Source organism: Amycolatopsis sp. DSM 110486, assembly GCF_019468465.1.
Lineage (GTDB): Bacteria > Actinomycetota > Actinomycetes > Mycobacteriales > Pseudonocardiaceae > Amycolatopsis.
The window spans coordinates 10,132,185-10,147,295 of sequence record NZ_CP080519.1 but is presented as its reverse complement, the minus strand read 5'-3'; the positions used below and the strand labels follow the sequence as shown (position 1 = coordinate 10,147,295).

The 15,111-nt window shown below is 67.2% G+C and carries 15 protein-coding genes and 2 pseudogenes; 11 read left to right on the top strand and 6 right to left on the bottom strand.

Annotation, left to right across the window (positions count from 1 at the left end):
- Positions 1-3 precede the first annotated feature (3 nt).
- Positions 4-477 carry a nitroreductase family deazaflavin-dependent oxidoreductase gene (locus K1T34_RS48945; RefSeq protein ID WP_255638124.1) on the top strand — a complete coding sequence of 158 codons (474 nt, stop codon included), beginning with the start codon at positions 4-6 and terminating at the stop codon, positions 475-477.
- On the top strand, positions 474-1,787 hold the full coding sequence (locus K1T34_RS48940; protein WP_220241598.1) for an FAD-dependent oxidoreductase: 1,314 nt from the start codon (positions 474-476) through the stop codon (positions 1,785-1,787). Before K1T34_RS48945 ends, K1T34_RS48940 begins: the two co-directional genes overlap by 4 nt.
- Before the next feature lie 84 nt (positions 1,788-1,871).
- Here the strand turns inward: K1T34_RS48940 and K1T34_RS48935 are convergent, their stop codons facing one another.
- Positions 1,872-2,360 carry a carboxymuconolactone decarboxylase family protein gene (locus tag K1T34_RS48935; RefSeq protein ID WP_220241597.1) on the bottom strand — a complete coding sequence of 163 codons (489 nt, stop codon included), beginning with the start codon at positions 2,358-2,360 and terminating at the stop codon, positions 1,872-1,874.
- Between the two features lie 331 nt (positions 2,361-2,691).
- Between K1T34_RS48935 and K1T34_RS48930 the strand changes: the two genes are divergently transcribed.
- Positions 2,692-3,210: a VOC family protein gene (locus tag K1T34_RS48930; RefSeq protein ID WP_255638123.1), complete on the top strand. Its 519-nt coding sequence runs from the start codon at positions 2,692-2,694 to the stop codon at positions 3,208-3,210.
- Positions 3,211-3,532: 322 nt separating this feature from the next.
- Here K1T34_RS48930 and K1T34_RS48925 read toward each other — a convergent pair whose 3' ends face one another.
- Both K1T34_RS48925 and K1T34_RS48920 read right to left on the bottom strand, forming a co-directional pair.
- Entirely contained in the window at positions 3,533-3,751 is a 219-nt protein-coding gene (locus K1T34_RS48925; protein ID WP_220241596.1) for a hypothetical protein, read from the bottom strand.
- A gap of 1,047 nt (positions 3,752-4,798) precedes the next feature.
- Entirely contained in the window at positions 4,799-6,142 is a 1,344-nt protein-coding gene (locus K1T34_RS48920) for a recombinase family protein (RefSeq protein WP_255638122.1), read from the bottom strand.
- A 306-nt stretch (positions 6,143-6,448) separates the two neighbouring features.
- Here K1T34_RS48920 and K1T34_RS48915 point away from each other — a divergent pair, with 306 nt between their 5' ends.
- Positions 6,449-6,754: a hypothetical protein gene (locus K1T34_RS48915; protein ID WP_220241595.1), complete on the top strand. Its 306-nt coding sequence runs from the start codon at positions 6,449-6,451 to the stop codon at positions 6,752-6,754.
- A 118-nt stretch (positions 6,755-6,872) separates the two neighbouring features.
- Complete coding sequence (locus tag K1T34_RS48910) at positions 6,873-7,070, top strand: hypothetical protein (protein WP_220241594.1); 198 nt, start codon at positions 6,873-6,875, stop codon at positions 7,068-7,070.
- Positions 7,071-7,437: 367 nt separating this feature from the next.
- Here the strand turns inward: K1T34_RS48910 and K1T34_RS48905 are convergent, their stop codons facing one another.
- A complete protein-coding gene (locus K1T34_RS48905; protein ID WP_220241593.1) occupies positions 7,438-7,896 on the bottom strand; it encodes a hypothetical protein in 459 nt (152 codons plus the stop codon).
- 167 nt (positions 7,897-8,063) lie between these two features.
- On the opposite strand from K1T34_RS48905, the gene K1T34_RS48900 reads away from it, so the two are divergent.
- The 5 genes and pseudogenes from K1T34_RS48900 to K1T34_RS48885 all read left to right on the top strand — a co-directional run bounded on the left by K1T34_RS48900 (position 8,064) and on the right by K1T34_RS48885 (position 10,171).
- Positions 8,064-8,189 carry an alpha/beta fold hydrolase gene (locus K1T34_RS48900; RefSeq protein WP_255638121.1) on the top strand — a complete coding sequence of 42 codons (126 nt, stop codon included), beginning with the start codon at positions 8,064-8,066 and terminating at the stop codon, positions 8,187-8,189.
- A gap of 50 nt (positions 8,190-8,239) precedes the next feature.
- Positions 8,240-8,456, top strand: a pseudogene (locus K1T34_RS48895) (transposase); the annotation flags it as partial.
- Positions 8,457-8,510: 54 nt separating this feature from the next.
- The gene (locus K1T34_RS54290) at positions 8,511-8,651 is read left to right on the top strand and encodes a hypothetical protein (protein WP_255638886.1); all 141 of its coding nucleotides are present in this window, start codon (positions 8,511-8,513) and stop codon (positions 8,649-8,651) included.
- A 257-nt stretch (positions 8,652-8,908) separates the two neighbouring features.
- Positions 8,909-9,346 carry a pyridoxamine 5'-phosphate oxidase family protein gene (locus K1T34_RS48890; RefSeq protein ID WP_220241591.1) on the top strand — a complete coding sequence of 146 codons (438 nt, stop codon included), beginning with the start codon at positions 8,909-8,911 and terminating at the stop codon, positions 9,344-9,346.
- A gap of 171 nt (positions 9,347-9,517) precedes the next feature.
- On the top strand, positions 9,518-10,171 hold the full coding sequence (locus K1T34_RS48885; RefSeq protein WP_220241590.1) for a hypothetical protein: 654 nt from the start codon (positions 9,518-9,520) through the stop codon (positions 10,169-10,171).
- Between the two features lie 3 nt (positions 10,172-10,174).
- Here K1T34_RS48885 and K1T34_RS48880 read toward each other — a convergent pair whose 3' ends face one another.
- The gene (locus K1T34_RS48880) at positions 10,175-10,762 is read right to left on the bottom strand and encodes a hypothetical protein (RefSeq protein WP_220241589.1); all 588 of its coding nucleotides are present in this window, start codon (positions 10,760-10,762) and stop codon (positions 10,175-10,177) included.
- A gap of 148 nt (positions 10,763-10,910) precedes the next feature.
- On the opposite strand from K1T34_RS48880, the gene K1T34_RS48875 reads away from it, so the two are divergent.
- Positions 10,911-14,516: a hydantoinase B/oxoprolinase family protein gene (locus K1T34_RS48875; protein ID WP_220241588.1), complete on the top strand. Its 3,606-nt coding sequence runs from the start codon at positions 10,911-10,913 to the stop codon at positions 14,514-14,516.
- Between the two features lie 119 nt (positions 14,517-14,635).
- Here K1T34_RS48875 and K1T34_RS48870 read toward each other — a convergent pair.
- A pseudogene (locus tag K1T34_RS48870) lies at positions 14,636-15,094 on the bottom strand (IS5 family transposase); the annotation flags it as partial.
- Positions 15,095-15,111: the final 17 nt, after the last annotated feature.

Sequence of the window (15,111 nt, the reverse complement as noted above, 5' to 3'; positions counted from 1 at the left end):
GGCATGATCGGACGCACGGGCGCCCGGCTGCTGCGCAACCGGCGGCTCATGCGTGCCCCCATCTGGCTCTACCGCGCCCGGCTCGGGTTCCTCCTCGGTTCCCGGTTGCTCCTGCTCGAGCACGTCGGCCGCAAGACCGGTGCGCGGCGCACGGTCGTGTTGGAAGTCGTCGGACACCCAGCCCCGGACACGTACGTGGTGGCGTCCGGCTTCGGCGACCGGGCGCAGTGGTACCGCAATGTCGTCGCCGAGCCTCGGGTTCGGGTCGCCAGCGGAGCGCGGGGCCTGTCGCCGGCGACTGCGCGGAGGCTGCCCACCGCGGAGGCGGACGCCGTGCTCGCGGTCTACGTGAGCGAGCACCGGCGAGCCTGGCGCCGCTTCAAGACGATCCTCGAGAACACTCTCGGCACGACGATCAGCGAGCGGGACACCGACCTGCCGATGGTCGAGCTGCGCCTCGACGGAGCGGGATCATGAAGGCCGTGGTGTGTGGTGCGGGGATCGCCGGCCTGGCCGCCGCACAGTGCCTTTCGCGGCACGGTTGGGAAGTCGTGATGCTCGAGCGCGCACCGGCCCCACGCGCCCAGGGCTACATGATCGACTTCATGGGCCCCGAATACGACGCCGCGGAGGCGATGGGCATCCTCCCGCGGCTGCGCGAGCTCGGTTACGCGGTCGACGAGGCCGGCTACTACGACGAAACCGGCCGGCAGCGTGCCGTGATCCGGCACGACGCGTTCGCCAAGCCGGTCGGCGGGCGGCTGCTGAGCATCATGCGGCCGGATCTCGAGCTGGCGCTGCGGGAAAGCCTGCCCGGCGACGTCGAACTCAGGTTCGGCGCGGAGGTCACCGCCGTCTCCGACCGCGAGAGCGGCGTCCGGGTGGGCATGGCCGAGGGAACCGATTACGAGGCCGACTTGCTTGTCGGCGCCGATGGGGTGCACTCGACTGTCCGCGGGCTGGTGTTCGGTCCCGAGCACGGCTATTTCAAGTACCTCGACTTCCACACCGCGGCGTTCACGTTCGAGGACCCGAAGGTGCAACCGCTGGTTCGTGACCGGTTCTGCCTCTCCGACAGCACGGGCGCGCAACTCGGCTGCTACGGGCTCCGTGACGGCCGGGTCGCCGTCTTCGCGGTCCACCGCACCCCGGATCCGACGCTGCCCGCTGACCGCGCCGCCGCGCTCCGGCGCGAGTATCGGGGGCTCGGCTGGATCGCGCCGCGGGTGCTCGCCGCTTGCCCGCCGGACGACGAGGTGTACTACGACCAAGTCGCGCAAATCGTGATGCCACGCTGGAGCAGCGGCCACGTCGTCCTCGTCGGCGGAGCGGGGAGCTGGCACGGTCGCGGGAACAGGGGCACTCGATCCTGCTCGCGCGGTGCCGATGGGGCCGGTGGGTGTGACCGGGAGTCTTCGTGGTGGGGCTGGACATTCCCGTTACCGCCGCGGCAGCGGGAGTCCAGCGGCAGGAGCAGGAGGCACATGAGCCCGACCGCGCTGCCGTGCGGAAGGGGGCGCAGCTGGACGGGTGGCTTGAAGGCCGCAACGCTGCCCGGCTCCGGATATTCCACAGTGGACGTGGGGGAGGTGCTCCCACTCGCGGCTCCGCCGTCACGAGGAAGCAAGCCCCGGCCGGGCGGCCCGCCACCACAGTTCGCCGTCCTGGCGGGGATCCCCGTCGTCGACGTTGACGATGGCGCCCGTGGTCCAGTTCGAGACGGACGAGAGGAGGAAGACGATCGCGCTCCTGCGGGGTGCCGACCCCAGTGGGTGCGGTCCGCTTAACTGGTCTCGAAGGTGGCGAGCTGTGTGAGCTGGCGTCATTCCGGCGTCGCCGGAATGACGGAGTTGCCGACTGCGGTGAGAGCGCTAGTTCGCGCGCGCGGTCAGGATGGGCACGGCGCCTTCGGCCAGTTTGAGCCGGGTCCAGACGTTCATGTTGATGACGATACCGATGATCTCGAGGATCTCCTCGGGCGAGAAATGCTCGGCGAGAGTGTCGTGCCGGGCACCGAAACCACCGGCAATGGGCGCATCCGCGACGCGTGTGAGCGCCTCGGTGTAGGCGAGGGCGGCGCGTGCCGCGTCGTCGTGGAAGTCGGTCTCCCACCAGGCGGTCAGGGTGTCGATGACCGGTCGGGGTATGCCGGCGGCGCGGGCTGCCTCGTAGTGGAGGTTCAGGCAATAGACGCAGTTGTTGAGCTGCGAAACCCTCAGGCGCAGGAGCTGGGCAAGTTGGCGGTCGATGCGCAACTCGGCTCGGTAACCGAAGGCATCAGCGCCCTGGCGAGCCAGTTTGGCGAGGGCCTCGTGGGCTGAGCTGTCGGCCCGCCGGTTCCGAACGGTCTCGTCGGTCATCTCGTTACTCCTGTCGGTTATGGTGATCTCCCAGCGAAAGCTTAAACCTCAGGATTGGACTGTATAGTCCCGTTCAGGGTTTCGAGTACGGACTGACGTCCACCCGGTCGCTCTGGCGCAGGCGATGGCTCAGCTTGGAGCAGTTCAGCTGAGAGATGGCCGGGCCCGCATGTGTCGGCGGCGGCGTGGTTCGCGGCTACGGTGGGCGCTTGTCTCGCCGGGGAGGATGGATAGCTGTTGAGGACGTGCGGCGTGTCGATGTGAGGGGTGAGGTGCTGGTGCTTCCCGTCGCCGACGTGGAGCGCGCGAAGGAGTTCTACGGGCGTCTCGGGTGGCGGCTGGACGTGACCCGCCGGGGGTTCTGCAGTTCACGCCGCCCGGATCGGCGTGTTCGGTGCAGTTCGGGGCGGCGCTGACCGAGGCCGAGCCCGGCTCCGCCAAGGGGTACCTGATCGTCGCGGACATCGTGGCGGCGCGGGACGCGCTGGTAGCCGCCGGGGTCGAGGTGGAGGAGATCTTCCACGAGGGGCCCGGTGGACGCGAGGCGGGCCTCGATCCGGACCGCGGGACGTACCGGTCACGCGCGACGTTCGCCGATCCGGACGGCAAGCAGTGGCTGCTGCGGGAGATCACGAGCCGCCTGCCGGGGCGGGTGGACCCGGCAGAGGCGAGGTTCTCGTCGGCCGGCGACCTCGCCGCGGCTCTGCGCCGTGCGGAGGCCGCGCACGGTGAGCACGGGAAGCGCACCGGCGAGCGTGACATCAACTGGCGCGACTGGTACGCCGAGTACATGGTCGCCGAACGAACCGGCACGGGACTGCCGACCTGGGACCGACGCGGAGGCGATTAGAGCCGAGCAGGGACTCGCGGGCCAGGCCGTGGTCCTCATCAGGAAGGCCTGAAATCCCAGCACGATTACGTAGTGATCGCGAACAACGCAACGATCACCGGGAACAGCGTCGATCAGGTCGTGCAGCAGTAGCTGCAAAACCCTGTGGGGAGAGAAGACATCAGTGATGTTGTCGAACGGGTCGTAGCTGCCCAGCCGGCCCGGCACCGGCGAGGCGTTCTCCCGCGCGATCTCGCGAGACCGATCGGTCGAGGACCTGCGGCATGAGTGACCCATCGGGCACGAGAACACCACGCGCCTGGTCGTGTGCGGACTGTACGGCTCAGGCAAAACGACGTTGGCCGAGGCCTTGCGCATCAGCTACGGCCGCGGCCTGGCCCTCGTGCGGCGGGACGTGCTTCGCCGGCAGGTGCTGCGTGAGCAGGCACCCGCGTTTATCGGAGATGCCCGTGCGCGGGATCGCGGCCGAATGCGGCAACGACCTGGCGACGTGGGCCATGCACATGGTCACCGGCGAGGACGCGTCGTTGTTCGTCGCCACGACCGCGGGGTTCGTGCGTCGCGCGTTCCCCACCCAATGGCGTGCCGAGTTGCTTGAGGCGCGCTCAGTAACAATGCCTCGTTAGGCTTGATCGGTAAGACCATCAAGCTCTAGCGCCGCAGTGTTCCTGCGAGTTAGTTTCGCTGCTACATACCGAACCCAGCTCAAGACGACGGACGGATCGCATCATGCCCCTGGTTGTCAAACAGATGGCCGATGTCTACCCGAGTTCCCGGCCGGTCTACCACGACGCACTGATCGAGTGCGTTGAAGAATGCCTCGCCTGTTTCCAGGCCTGCGCCGCGTGTGCCGATGCTTGCATGGCGGAACCTGACATCGTCTCGTTGATCAAGTGCATGCGCACAGATCTCGATTGTTCTGACGTGTGTGCCGCGACAGCAACCGTCCTATCGCGTCGCACAGCTGTTGACCTGACCGTCACCCGGGCAGCCGTGGAGGCCTGCCTTGCCGCTTGTATTGCATGCGCCGAGGAGTGCGAGCTGCACGCTGCGCACCATGAACATTGCCGCATCTGCGCTGAGGCGTGCCGGCGGTGTGAGGAGGCGTGCCGGCGGCTCTTGGCAGCGCTCCCCGGTTCCGGATAGGTCGCACCGCGGAGGGGCTGCGCGGATCGCGCTGGCTGGCGAGCGCAACGACGACCCGTTGATAACTCTGAAGGACCTGGGCCAGGCCGTCGCGGCGATCGCCGCGACCGCCCACGAGTTCGTGACCAGCCGGGTCGGCGGTGACGAGCTCAGCGAGGAGGAGCGTCATGGTTCTGACCTCACCGAAGTGCCTGGCCGGCCATATTCGCCCCATCACCGTGGAGGCGTGATGGGTGCCTCGTCCACGCAGCTCGCAGCCGACCACGCAGTGAGAGTTGCAGGCTGGAGGGGCGTTCGCAAGACGCGCGTCGCGTCAGTTACTCTGACGGCATGATCTCCCAGAAGCTGGGAGATCTCCCATACGTGGGGGTTCGAGTCTCGGACACAGTATTACCCCACGGATCGCGAAACGCGATCCTGGTGGTTCTGGCTGGCGTGTGGCTCAGATCGAGTTGATCGTTTCGAGTCGCCAACCGGTGCTGTCGCAGATGACGAACGTTGCCGATGTGCGTAGCGCTGTCGCGATGCGGTTGCGTCGTGTTCGGTCGGATCCAGGTCCGGTGTGGCCGCCGTGGGTCGTCGGGTCTTCGAGTTGGATGCTGATCTGATCGATGAGATGGTCTTCTCGGATGTACAAGGTCTTCGGCCGAGCCTGGTTTGGGCCTCGGGTGCTGGTGTGGCCGTGGCGGCAGCGGTAGGTGGGGCGTCCGTGGTTCCAGTGGGAGTCCAGACGTCGGTTGCAGGTGCCGCAGTGGATGAGGCCGGCGAGGGCGAACTGGTGGGTCCGGCCGTCGTTGGATGGTCGCGCCGCCCGGATCTGCTGAGCAGCGACGAAGTCGTGCTCGGTGACGAGGGCTGGGTGGGCGAGCTTGATCGACAGCGCGGGTGTTGAGCTGGGATCGGTGGACCCTGTGGCGCGGCGGTTCCAGGTTTGGCGTCCGGTGTAGCGGGGGTTGGCGAGGATGGCGGCGACGGTGCGCAGTGTCCAGGTGCCGCGGGTCCGGTGGCGGTTGCGTTGTGGGTCGGCGCTGGAGGGGCAGGGGATGCCGCGTTCGTTGAGTGATCGGGCGATGCTGGCGACAGTGTGCCTGGCGAGACGTTGCTGGAACATCCGTGTCACGTGGGGTGCGGTGCGTGAGTCGGGGGCGAGGCGTTGGAGTCGTCGGCCCCAGCGAGCCTCGGCGGGATTGGGGTGCGGTCCGGCGTCGACGAGTTGGTAGCCGTAGGGGGGTCGTCCGCCGAGGTAGCGGCCTTGCTGGGTCGCTTGGTTGTGCATCGCGGCCAGGACCCGGTGTCGGGCGCGGAGTACTTCGCGTTGCGACTGGGTCGCTAGCAGGGAAAGCAGTGCTCGGTGGTCGCGGTTGCCGAGGTCTACTGGACCTTCTGTTTCCGGTAGCCAGAGCTGGATGCCGTACCGGGTGCACCAGGCGTAGATCGTGGCGAACTGGCTTCCGGTGAAGGCGCGTTCGTATTCACCGACCACGATCGCATCGATCGCCGGCTCGGGGTTGGTAATCTCTGCCATCAGCTGGGCAGCTTGGGGTCGCTGCGGCCACGGGGTGCGGCGGGAGGTGCCGGCGTCGAAGTAGTCGGCGACGATCTGGCCGTGGCTGGTGACGAGGTCGTCGGCGGTGTCGCGTTGCCAGCCTTGCGAGGACACGCGGTCTTGGTGGCGCAGGGTTGAGGTGCGGCCGTAGAAGGCGAACCGCAGCCCGCCGTCGCGGTGGGGTGGGGGAGAGGGCTGGGTAGGTCTGCTGGTGGTCATCCACTGCGCGAGCGCGTCCACCGTCGCTGTTGAGGATGGCGCTGGCCCGGGGAGTGGTCGGGGAGGGGGCACGATGAACCGATGCACCGGTTCCGGGTTCATGACGGTGAGCCTGGCTACGTTCGCCCGAACAGCGCAGCCGAGGCACCGGCGACGAGGGCGTATAACGCCGTAGTCATCGCCGTGTATGAGTCTTTGAACTCGGCGCCTTCCGCCTCGTCAGGTCACAGGGATTCGACCAGGCTTCCGACCGGGAGACGGCAGCGCGTTGCTGGCGGTCGGTGCAGTTGGTGGCGGTCGGCTCGACGTTGGAGCTGTCCGGCGTCGTTGGTTGATTGCTGCGAGGCTGTCCGCAACCAGAGCCTCGATGCCGAGATCATCGACCGCCTCATCGCCGATCTTGATGCGGCTAAGGCGTACTCCGAGAGCGGCAACATCACGGTCGACTTCTCTGCGGAGCAGTACGAGACCCTGGTCCAGGTTGTCATCGACTACACGCGGCAGCTGGCCCAGGCGAACTCGATCGATCTGGATGAGTCGCCTGAGTCGACCCCGACTTCGGCGGACGCTCCCGTCGTGGACCTGCGTCGCTCCCTTGAGGTCCAGCGGAGGATCTTCAACGACGCAGCCTGATCGACTCAGCCCTTCGGCGTCCCGCTGCAACGCCCACTGAAATCTTGGGGTGCCGGGCTGAAGTCTTCGGCGGCACCCGACACCTGGCCCCCACCGCGATCGAAGAGGGGGCACAGCAGTGAAGCACTACCAGGTCACCGTCATCCGCGAGGGCAAATGGTGGCGCAAATGGTGGATGGTGCACATCCCCGAGATCGACGGGCTAACTCAGGCCCGCTGTCTCAAGGACGCACCTCGCATGGCCCGCGAATCCATCGCTGCCGCCCTCGACCTCAACCCCGACGACATCACTGTCGACGTCCACGTCAAGTCGTAAATCAGCTGGTAGGTCACGACTCGGGGTGCTCGGCGGCCTCGCGCAACGACGTGGTGCGCTTGCCAATTTCCGCGAACGAGGGACTAGTTGGGGGGCGGGGACACGGATTCAATCCAGTCCCCGGCCCCGATGCGGGGGACCTTCTCACACCCACCCCCGAAGGCCGCGAGTCCCTCACGATCTCCGTCCGGCGCCGCATCATAGCCAGAGTCACCGACAACTTTGGCCGGCGACGGCAGCGCGCTTGCCGATCTCCGCGAACTACTGCCGCAGCTCGCCGACGCGGATCAGCGCGCGCCGGCCATGGAAATGCCAGAGCACACCCAAGATGGGGCATTGAGTTCGACTGGCTGTCGGCTCGGCGGGGTCAGATCTCGTCTTGGTAGATGTCGATCGAGGTCGGCTTGAGCTGGTTCAGGACGGACCACTCCGGTCGGAGTGAGATGGCCCCCGCCCAGTCGTCCACGGCGGTGTCGTCCTCGCTGAACCACCATTCGGTGTGTCGGCCGAGTGCGACGAGCGAGGGGTCTAGCGCGAATCGGATGTCGAGATGGACCTGGACGTACTGCTCTTCGCGAAGGGCAAGCTGACGCGTCGGGTCCAGGTGAAAGGCCGGCTCACCGGTGAAGTCGTAGACACCGAACTGGTAAAGCAGGCCGTCGGCATCTGGCTCGTCAGGGAGGTCGAAACGAAGGGCTGCGAAGTCCAGGAACGCCGCCCAGGCCTGCTGCGCGCTCAGGTCGCTGACGGACCATCGCCGTGCGTCGATCTTGGCGAGCAACGCCTCGGCGGCGCTGTCGATGGGCAGAGTGTGCTCGGCTGTCACAGGAGCATTGTGGCGTCTAGTCACTCGGGTGGGGCGGAAATTCGTGACGACAAGGCCGACCGACCGCGCAGTCACAGCGGCATACCTCTCGCGGTCTGGTCGCGGGGTTTCGGCCTCGATCAGGACTCCCCAGCTGCGCACGATGGGTCTTCTACCGGCGTCGCACTGTGCGCCGCCGGGCCTGTTGCCGCGACGTCCGCGGCGTCGTCATCCCCGCGTCCGGTCACAACATGGCGTGGGAGAACCCCGACGCCCTGGCCCAGGCCTACCTCGACTTCTTCGCCACCGGCTAAGAGCGTGTCTCAGTAGGGGTTTGGCTGGTCTTGGTGGATGATCTTGGGTTGTGGATGATCTGTCTCGGCGGCTGGTGCCGGATGAGTTGTGGGCGCTGGCGGAGCCCCTGATTCCGGAGCATGGGGTTCGTCCGCAGGGCGGTGGGCCGGCGCGGGTGGATGACCGGGAGGTTTTCACGGCGATCGTGTTCGTGTTGACCAGGGGGTGCGCCTGGCGGTATCTGCCGCCGTCGTTCGGTGTCACGGTGCCGCCCGCGCATCGCGTCGTTCGTCTGACGCTGGCCCGCGGATCAGCGGTGGGCGCGCATCGCCGCTTGGGCGATGGAAGTCGATCCCTCCTGGTACATGGTTGCCAAGGACGATCAAGCTATCTCGCCCGATCCCGAGCGGTTCAAGGCCTGCCGGGCACACGCACACACCGTCGAAGTGGCCTGCCCGCATCTGATCAAGCCGACCGCGTGAGTTCCGTCGCCCTGAAGTTCAGGCGCTGAGATCACCCGCGGGTTCCAGCGATGCGCTCGCGTGTCGCCGGCCGCCGCCACCAGCGGACCCTACCTGTGCGAGGTCGATGAGCGAGGTGCACGGCTGGATACCGCAGCAGCGGGCCCGATGCTGGCCGACTGTCCCGAGAGTCAGGGACTTCTTGCCCTGACCCCGCTGCCTGCAGCCGCGCACACTCGACGGTGAACTCACTTTTCCGCCGACTACCGGGATCAACGATGACCGAGTTGCGCCCTTTGACCACGCGGGAATGCATCGACCTGCTGTCGACCCAGCCTGTGGGCAGGCTGGTGTTTACCGAGAACGCGTTGCCTGCCATCCGGCCGGTCAACTTCTCCGTGCACGAGGGAAACATCATCGTCCGGAGCAGCCGCACCGGGTCGGTTGCCAAGCTCCGCGACGAAGTGGTCGCGTTCGAGGTCGACAGCATCGACCTCGCCACCCGCACCGGATGGAGTGTTGTCGTGCTTGGCAAGGCGAATCCGATCACCGAAATCGACGAACTGGTGGCGCTGGCCGAGCCCCGCCACCGGCCATGGCCCGGTGGAGAACGTTCACACTTCGTGCGGATCCCGATAGAAGTCATCAACGGGCGAATGTTCCACGTGTCGGACGCTGGCACCACTCAGCCCTGCGGACTGGGAAGCCAGGAATAGATTCTCTCGTCCGTGCCGGGAACCCTCAGTCCGGCTGGTGAGGAGTTCGTCCCCCCGCTCATCGTTGATGCTTGGCGCATGGTCGGCGGGTTCTGTCCGTGTCCTTGGTGACCTCGCCGGGGCGGAGTAGCGTCGTCCATCGTGGCTCACCGCGATGGCGGGAGGTTGCTCGTGAACCAGGAAACGTTGGCCTGGGAGGTGGACCGGGCGAGCACGGAGCTGGTTGAGCTGGTCGGTTTGGCGAGCGACGCGATGAGTCGCGCGACCGAGGCCGTGTTTGCTCCGGATGCTTCCCTGGGCGACAGCTTGAACACCGCTTACCGGGCGGTCGATGCGCTGCGGCGTGAGGTTGACAGCCATGTGACTGACACCTTGGCCGTCCGTCGCTGCTCGGCGGAGCCGAAGCTGTTGCCCGCGACCATTGCGGCCGTGCACATCAACGCCGAGGCCGAGGAGATGGGGCAGCTGGCGAGGGAGGTCGCCGACATCGCCCGGACCCGGCGTTCCTGGTCATCCATCCCCGAGGCGCTGCGGGAGGTGCTGCGCGAGGTGAGCGGGATCTGCCTCGATATGACTGTCAAGGCAGCCGATGTTGTGGAGTCGCGTGGGGCTGTCGGGATCGCGGAGCTAGCCGGGTTCGACGCGTCAGCGGACCGTGCGCAGCGGTTGCTGTACCGGCGCCTGCTGTCTCGAGGTGGTTCGATCGACGCGGATGCGGCGGTCGATCTCACCCTGGTGGCGCGCTGCTACGAACGCTTCGCCTGGCATGCCATGGCGGTCGCTCGCCGCGCAGCGCTGCTCGATGTGGACACAGCGACGACGTGAGTTTCACGGCAGCCCGGCGATCGCGGTCTCGGCGAGGATCCGCCGCCACACCGCGCTGTTGAGGACGTGCCGGTCATGGGTCACCACGATCGTGGCCTGGAGGGGGTCGCTCAGGTCGATGGTGAGTGCCCCGTCGCGGACCAGGTGCTCGAGCAGGTCCGCGAGGATCGTGGCGTAGTCCTCCGATCCGGCGTGTGCCGGAGGTACGCTGACGAAGGTCGGGGGAAGCAGGTCCAGCGCGATCGCGGTGAGTCCCTGATCGGCCCAATCGCGGATCCGGAGCGGGATGCGCAGCGGCTGCATGAGACAGAGCAGTGCCTGTCCACGGCGGAACCGATGCCCGAACGGGTTGACCGGGAGCCTCACGCCGGCGAGCACGGTGGCGGTGTCGAACAGGTCCTGACGCGGTACCAGGTGCGCGCCCATCGCGGTGTAGCTGTCGTCCGGGATTCCGGTCCGTCGCCCGGCGCCGCTCTCGATCAGCACGTCCAAGCCAAGCCCTCGGATTCGTTTCACGGCCGCGGGCACGAGGGCGACGCGCCGTTCGCCAGGGGTGTCCTCGGTGTAGACACCGATCGTCTGGGCTGTCACTTCGGATCACCTCGCTTGCCGGTCGCTGTTGACAACCCGAAAAGCGTGAGTCACCGGCTGTTCGGTGCGGAACGCGCGGGCGTGTCCGCCACCGCTGACGATTGTAGGCTCGGTGGGAGGGGCCTGGTGACCGGTGAAGGGAGCCGGTGTGGCGAATGCGGAGTGGCAGTTCTGGGTCGACCGGGGCGGTACGTTCACCGACATCGTGGCGCGGCGGCCGGACGGGCAGCTGCTGACGCACAAGTTGCTGTCCATGAACCCGGCGCGCTACCGCGACGCGGCGGTGGCTGGGATCAAGGTGCTGCTGGGGGTGAGCGGGGATGCGCCGGTGCCGGTCGAGCGGGTCGAGACGGTGCGGATGGGCACTACGGTGGCGACGAACGCACTGCTGGAACGCAAGGGCGAGCGCACGCTGCTGGTGATCACGCGGGGATTCGCCGACGCGCTGCGCATCGCGTACCAGAACCGTCCCAGGATCTTCGACCGGCACATCGTGCTGCCGGAGATGCTGTACGAGCGTGTCGTCGAGGTCGACGAACGGATCGCCGCCGACGGCACGGTGCTGCGCGCGCCCGATCTCGACCAGCTGGGCCACGGGCTGCGGCAGGCGTACGCCGACGGGATTCACGCCGTCGCGGTGGTGTGCCTGCACAGCCACTTGTACCCGGCCCACGAGCAGGAGATCGGCAGCCTGGCCGAGCAGATCGGCTTTCCCCAGATCTCGCTGTCGTCCGAGGTCAGTCCGCTGATGAAGCTGGTGCCTCGCGGAGACACCGCGGTGGTGGACGCCTACTTGTCCCCGGTGTTGCGTCGCTACGTCGACCAGGTGGCCGCTCAGATGCGCGGCGTCCGGTTGATGTTCATGCAGTCCAACGGGGGACTGGCCGAGGCCGGGCATTTCCGTGGCAAGGACGCCATCCTGTCCGGCCCGGCTGGGGGCATCGTCGGCATGGTGCGGATGTCGGCGCTGGCGGGATTCGACCATGTGATCGGCTTCGACATGGGTGGTACCTCGACCGACGTGTCGCACTACGCCGGCGAGTACGAGCGGGTGTTCACCACTCAGGTCGCCGGGGTCCGGCTGCGCGCCCCGATGCTGGACATCCACACCGTGGCCGCCGGGGGCGGGTCGATCCTGCACTTCGACGGGAGCCGCTATCGCGTCGGCCCGGACTCGGCCGGCGCGGACCCCGGCCCGGCCTCCTATCGCGGCGGCGGACCGTTGACCATCACCGACGCCAACGTCATGCTCGGCCGGGTACAGTCCGCACACTTCCCGGCTGTGTTCGGCCCCGACGGGGACCAGCCGTTGGACAGTGACGTTGTGCGGCGCCGCTTCACCGAACTGGCCGGCGAGGTACGGGCACAGACCGGTGATGAGCGCTCACCGGAAGAGGTCGCCGAGGGGTTCCTGCGGATCGCGGTGGCGAACATGTCGAATGCGGTCAAGAAGATCTCCGTCCAAAAGGGACACGACGTGACCCGGTACGTACTGACCACTTTCGGTGGTGCGGGCGGGCAGCACGCCTGCGCGGTGGCGGACGCACTCGGTATCCGCACGGTGCTCGTGCCGCCGATGGCCGGCGTGCTCTCCGCGCTCGGGATCGGGCTGGCCGACACCACCGCGATGCGGGAACAGTCCGTCGAGATCAGGCTCGACGCCGCGGCGCTGCCGAAGCTGGCGCAGGTCGCCGACACCCTCGAGGAGGCCGCGCGTTTCGAGCTGCTCGACGAGGGCATCCCGACTGAGCGGATCCGAGCGGTCCGTCGAGTGCAGGTGCGCTACGACGGCACTGACACCGCGGTGCCAGTAGAACTGGCCGAACTCGACACCATGATCACCGAGTTCGAGACAAGCCACCGAGCGACGTATTCGTTTCTGATGGACCGTCCGCTGATCGCCGAAGCGATCTCCGTCGAGGCCACGGGACTGACCGAACAACCGGATCTGTCCCAGCTGGGCGAGCAGACTCCCGACGCCGCCGATCTGGGCGACACCGCGTCCCTCTGCACCCAGGGAGCCTGGCGCGAGGTGCCGTTGCGGCAGCGGGAGCGGATGTGCCCCGGCGATATTCTGACCGGGCCGGCGATCATTGCCGAGGCCAACGCCACCACCGTGGTCGACGACGGCTGGCGGGCGACGATGACGAGGTCCGGGCACCTGGTCGCCGAGCGGGTGGCGGCGCCGGATGAGACGGACGCGGCGACTGCGTCGGATCCGGTGCTGTTGGAGATCTTCAACAACCTGTTCATGTCGATCGCCGAACAGATGGGCACCCGGCTGGAAGCCACGGCCCAGTCGGTGAACATCCGCGAGCGGCTGGACTTCTCGTGTGCGTTGTTCGACGCGGACGGCAACCTCGTCGCCAATGCGCCGCACATCCCCGTCCATCTGGGCTCGATGGGGACCAGCGTCAAGGAGGTGGTCAGCCGACGCGCCGGCGAGATGAAACCCGGTGACGTGTACGCGGTCAACGATCCCTACCACGGCGGCACGCACCTGCCGGACATCACCGTCATCACCCCCGTCTTCGACGCCGTGGGCAAGCACATTCTGTTCTTCGTCGCCTCTCGCGGGCACCATGCCGAAATCGGCGGTATCACGCCTGGCTCCATGCCGGCCCACAGCCGCGAGGTCGACGAAGAAGGGGTGCTGTTCGACAACTGGCTGCTCGCCGAAAGCGGCCGGTTCCGCGAGAGTGAAACGCTGCGCCTCCTGACCGACCTGCCTTACCCGTCTCGCAGTCCGGAGACGAACCTCGCCGATCTACGTGCCCAGATCGCCGCCAACCAGAAAGGTGTCGACGAGGTCGGCAAGATGATCGACCATTTCGGACTCGAAGTCGTCCAGGCGTACATGCGGCACGTTCAGGACAACGCCGAGGACGCTGTCCGCCGTGTGATCGACACGCTCGGCGACGGTGAATACCGGTACCGTATGGACTCCGGCGCGATCATCGCCGTGCGGGTCACAGTGGACCGCGCGAGTCGCAGTGCGACCATCGACTTCACCGGTACCTCGCCCCAGCTGGACACGAATTTCAACGCACCGTCCTCGGTCGCCAACGCCGCGGTGCTGTACGTGTTCCGGACCCTCGTCGCCGACGAGATCCCGCTCAACGACGGCTGCCTGCGCCCATTGCGGATCATCATCCCGGAGGGCTCGATGCTCGCGCCCACCTATCCCGCGGCCGTCGTCGCCGGCAACGTCGAAACCTCTCAGGCGATCACCGGTGCGTTGTTCGCCGCTCTGCGGGTGCAGGCCGAAGGCTCGGGGACGATGAACAACGTCACCTTCGGCAACGAACGTCACCAGTACTACGAAACCCTCGCGTCCGGCTCCGGTGCAGGCGAGGGATTCGACGGTGCGTCCGCGGTGCAGACGCACATGACGAATTCCCGGCTCACCGACCCCGAGGTACTTGAATGGCGCTTCCCCGTCCTGTTGCGGGAATTCGCCATCCGCCGCGGCAGCGGCGGCCGCGGAAGATGGCACGGAGGCGACGGCGCCACTCGCCGCCTCGAGTTCACCGAACCCGTGACCGTGAGCACCTTGTCCAGCCACCGCAAGGTCCCGCCCTACGGCATGGCGGGCGGCTCGCCCGGAGCGCTCGGTCGCAACCACGTGCGGCACGCCGACGGCACCGTCACCGACCTCGCGGGAGCCGATTCGGCCCAGGTCCGCCCTGGTGACGTATTGATCGTCGAAACCCCGGGCGGTGGTGGCTACGGCGCGCCGCAACCACCACAGTAGTCCACAGCGGATCATCAGTGGCCGCGATCCAGCTCCGATTTGGCTCAGTTCCTGACTCATTGTCCGAGACTGGACGAACCGACACCGTAGATCCAACAAACAGCGGTTTAGAGCGTGTCTCATTTGGTGAGTTTCTTGTAGCAGGTGAGGGTGGCAGCGAGGGTGAGGAAGGCGCAGAAGTGGTTGGCGTAGCGGTCATAGCGGATGGCGAGTCGGTGGTAGCCGAAGAGCCAGGCGATGGATCATTCGATGACCCAGCGGTGTTTGCCGAGTTTCTTGCTGGTCTCGATGCCTTTGCGGGCGATGCGCACGGCGATGCCGCGGTCTCGGACCCAGTCCCGCAGGTCGGCCTGGTCGTAGGCCTTGTCGGCGGGCAGCTTGCCGGGTTTGCGGCGGCGGGGTCCGCGCCGGGACCTGATCGACGGGATGGCCATGACCAGGGGTTTGAGGGCGTAGGAGTCGTTGGTGTTGGCGGCGGACACCGCGACCGCCAGGGGCAGACCGGCCCGGTCGGACAGAACATGGATCTTCGATCCGGACTTGCCGCGGTCGACCGGGTTCGGGCCGGTCATGGGTCCCCTTTTTTCGGGCTCTG